Raw genomic sequence first — 3,637 nt, 5'->3', positions numbered from 1 at the left:
CCGCCTGCTGGGCAGGGAGCGGAATCCTCATCAGCACACGCCCCGGGCGCACGCCCCGGCCTTGATCGGCTACACCACCAAGCGGGACGCCATCCGAGGGCGGTCGAGCTCCAGCTCTACGACCCGCTCCACATCCACGGGTTGTTGCAGACACCCGAATACGCGCGACGGCTGCTCCTGATGCGTCGTCCGGCGTACAGCGGGGACGAGGTGGAGCGCTTCATTGCCGCGCGTGTGGCCCGTAAGGCCGTCTTCGATCGTGACCCGGCACCCGAACTCAGCTTCGTTCTGGAGGAGTGGACGCTTCGGCGTCCGCTCGGCGGGCGGGCGGTGCTCCGTCAGCAGCTCGAACACTTGCTGGAAGCCGCGCAGTTGCGGAACGTCGAGCTTCAGGTGATGCCCATGGACCGCGAGGAGCACGCGGGGGTCGACGGCGGAATCGAGGTGCTGAAGTCCGAGGACGGCTCGGCAGTGGGGCGTTCGGTAGCAGTGGCCAACGGCCGACCGGTGTCCGATGCGAAGCAGCTCCGTATCCTTGAACTGCGGTACGGCATCATCCGGGCGCAGGCGCTCACGCCACGTGAGTCGACGGCCTTCATCGAACAACTGCTGGGGGAGACATGATCCGCACGACCACGGCCGAGGACGCCTCCGGTCTGACGTGGTTCAAGAGCAGCTACAGCAGTGGCAGTGAAGGCGACTCCTGCGTCGAAGTCGCCGTCAGCCCCGCCACCGTCCACATCCGCGACTCCAAGAACACCGCGACCCCGTCCCGCGGCCCCCACCTCACCTTCCCGCCCGCCACCTGGACGGCCTTCCTCTCCCACGCGGCCGCCGCCGGGGAGTGAGGTACGCCTGCGCCCGTTCCGCGAGGTCGGCGACCCTGCCCGGGCACGCCTCGCCGTCATGGGCGTCCTTCAGCAGGGCGCGCTGCACGTCGATGATGAGCAGTGCGGTGTCCGGGGTGGCGTGAGCCTGTGCGCGGAGGACGCGGTCTACTCCGCCTTGTTCCCGCCGCCTTGTTGCTGCTGCTGACCCTCAGGCCGTACCGCGTCCTTCGCCTTCTTCGCGAGGTCGTCGTCCAGCTTCTTGAACTCGCGGACCACGGTGTCGGACATGTCGGCGAGCGAATCGATCTGCTTGGTGATGTCCTCGCGGCCGTCGTGCCAGTTGGACTCGAAGTCGTCGAGGGCGTTGTAGACCGTGCTGCTGCCGACGTCGTCCTGGTAGGACTCGAACATCTTCTTGGTGTGGTTGAGGCGCTCCTTGATGGAGCGCAGCTTGCGGCCGTAGTCCTCCAGCTCGCTGAGCGGTATCGCGAGGTCGCTCTTGCCGTTGCCCACGTGACCGTCCCTCGTTCGCGCATCTCGTAGTCTGGGCCGCACCGTATATCAGATCATCGGACGGGGGCGGCGTACAGCATGGCGCGCTACATGGAGACGCTCACCATCGAGCGCGGCGGTTTCCGGATCAAGGTGCCGGAGTCGTGGTGGGAGTTCGACGTGCGGCCGGAGTCGCGGGACGACTCGATCCGGCGGATGGTGAACGAGCGCGTCGCCCAGTACCCGGAGCTGGCGCAGTACCGGGACACGTACATCGGCTTCCTGCGCAAGTCCGCGGCGGACGCCTGGAAGTCGGGCGCGATGTACTGCGGCTGCATGGCGGAGAGCTTCGGCGGCGACACCCCGATCACCGGGTCGGTCACGGTGTCGCTGGTCGGCGGCCGGACCCGCGAGGGTGCTCCGCTCTCCAACGATCCGGCCGCCATCGCCGCCCAGCTCGCCCCCAAGGAGGCCCACCGGGAGGGCGACTCCTGGCGCAAGGTGACGACGGTCGACATCCCCGGCGTGGGTCCCGCCGCCCGGACGTACGGCATCGAGGACATCCCGATCCCCGAGGACAGCCTGGGCCGCACCATCCGCGCCGTCCTGATGCAGACCTTCATCCCGGTCCCCGGCCAGGAGGGCAAGGTCGCACTGGTGGCCGGCAGCAGCCAGGTCCTCGACCTCGCCGACTCCTTCTTCGACATCTTCGACGCGATCACGTCGACGTTCCGCTTCGCGGACTGAGCGGACCGGTCCTCACGGACTGGGAGAGCGGCGAGGATCGTCTCGGTACGGCGGTGATCGGGCCGGCTCTCAACTGCCCGTTGGAGGCGGCGACCCCTCGGATCGTGAGGGCGATGAAACTCCCGGACCCGGGGGAGCGGGGGTACGCCTGCACCGCGGCGGGCACCGCGGCCCGCCTCAACCGCCGACTCACCCCGGAGCTGTTCGCCGCGCTGCGCGCCGAGGGGCCGGGCGCTCCGGCCGCGGACGCGATCGGCGACACACTCACCTTGGTGCCGTTCCGGGAACTGCCACCTTGGTTCAAGCGTCGGTGCGTGGACGTGACCGTGCGCGGCACGCTGGTGCACTGGTGCACTGGTGCACTGGTGCACTGGTGCACGGACGCGGTCGAGGGCGGCCGGCGGATCCTGCGTGGACGCCGCCTTCGCTGAACACTTCGGCTGAGCCGAGAGGATGCTTGCGTGCCTTCGAAAACCCCTGACGAACTCATTCTGCTGGTTCAGCAGATCATGGACGCGCCATCCCCGAGCGGGAACATGACGCACTGCTGGAGGAGCTGAAGCAGAGTGTCCTGCATCCCCGGGTAAGCGACTTGATCTACTACTCGGACCCGGAGCTCACGGCCGAGGAATTGGTGGACCAGGCTCTGGCCTACCGCCTGATCGCGTTGTGAGCCTGACTCGCTGGGCTTCACCTCGAACTGCCGTTCCTTGTAAGTTCGCGTGTGCACAGGCTTGTTGACGGGGCGTACGCGACGGGGGTTGCGGGGACATGGCGGGGTACCGACCGGCGGACTGGCATCCACTCGACCTCGACAAGGACCCCACCCCCGGCGACCCGCAGCGCGTGCGCACCCTCGCCGCACAGCTCCACACCTTCGCGGACGACGTCTCCGACGCGCTGCGTCTGGTCAAGGGCATGGCCGGCGAGGACGCTCTTCTGCAGTGGGCCGGGAAGTCGGCGGAGGTGTTCAAGGAGCAGTTCAAGGACGTTCCGAAGAACCTGAAGAAGCTGAAGAAGTCCTACGAGCTGTGCGGGGACGCGCTCGCGGACTACTGGCCCAAGCTGGAGCGCGCGCAGGCGCTGGCGGACAAGGCCCTCGCCAAGGCGAAGGAGGCGCAGTCCGACCTCTCCTCCGCCAAGTCCCGCCTTTCCTCGGCCGATTCCTGGGTCACTCGGGCGACGAAGGAAGCCGACAAGTACAAGGACGACCCCACCGGCAGCACGTCGGACGCCGACAAGCCGGACGAGGGCAAGGTGCGGGCGGCCACCCGGGACGTGCAGAGCACCAAGTCCGCCCACACCAACGCCCAGTCGGACGTCACCTCCGCGCAGAGCGCCCTCGACGCCGCGAAGAAGATGGCCGAGGACGCCCGGAAGATGCGGGACGACGCGGCGGGTGAGGCGAAGCGGAAGATCGACGAGGCGTCCGACGCGGGGATCCCGAACCGGCACTGGTGGCAGGACGTCGGTCACTGGTTCGAGGACAACTGGGACACCATCGTCACCGTCTGCAAGGTGGTCGTGGCGGTCGTCGGGATCATCGCGATGATCATCGGCGGGCCCAT

The 3,637-nt window shown here is 68.1% G+C and carries 6 protein-coding genes; 5 read left to right on the top strand and 1 reads right to left on the bottom strand.

Going from position 1 to position 3,637, the window contains the following annotated elements; genetic code table 11:
• A partial coding sequence (locus AB0958_RS44815) for a DUF5753 domain-containing protein (protein ID WP_366896242.1) occupies positions 1-624 on the top strand: 624 nt, incomplete at its 5' end.
• Positions 621-848 carry a DUF397 domain-containing protein gene (locus AB0958_RS44810; RefSeq protein WP_366896241.1) on the top strand — a complete coding sequence of 76 codons (228 nt, stop codon included), beginning with the start codon at positions 621-623 and terminating at the stop codon, positions 846-848. The genes AB0958_RS44815 and AB0958_RS44810, both read left to right, overlap by 4 nt.
• Positions 849-995: 147 nt before the next feature.
• Here AB0958_RS44810 and AB0958_RS44805 read toward each other — a convergent pair whose 3' ends face one another.
• The gene (locus AB0958_RS44805; protein WP_366896240.1) at positions 996-1,343 is read right to left on the bottom strand and encodes a hypothetical protein; all 348 of its coding nucleotides are present in this window, start codon (positions 1,341-1,343) and stop codon (positions 996-998) included.
• 78 nt (positions 1,344-1,421) lie between these two features.
• Here AB0958_RS44805 and AB0958_RS44800 point away from each other — a divergent pair, with 78 nt between their 5' ends.
• The 3 genes from AB0958_RS44800 to AB0958_RS44790 all read left to right on the top strand — a co-directional run.
• A complete protein-coding gene (locus AB0958_RS44800) occupies positions 1,422-2,069 on the top strand; it encodes a hypothetical protein (protein ID WP_366896239.1) in 648 nt (215 codons plus the stop codon).
• Between the two features lie 113 nt (positions 2,070-2,182).
• Positions 2,183-2,500, top strand: coding sequence for a hypothetical protein (locus AB0958_RS44795; RefSeq protein ID WP_366896238.1), 318 nt, complete (start codon positions 2,183-2,185; stop codon positions 2,498-2,500).
• 340 nt (positions 2,501-2,840) lie between these two features.
• The coding region (locus AB0958_RS44790) for a putative T7SS-secreted protein (RefSeq protein WP_366896237.1) at positions 2,841-3,637 on the top strand (797 nt) is incomplete at its 3' end.

It is taken from the genome of Streptomyces sp. NPDC006655, from assembly GCF_040703965.1.
GTDB lineage: Bacteria > Actinomycetota > Actinomycetes > Streptomycetales > Streptomycetaceae > Streptomyces.
The sequence above is the reverse complement of the archived record's forward strand: the minus strand, read 5'-3'. Positions and strand labels throughout refer to the sequence as shown.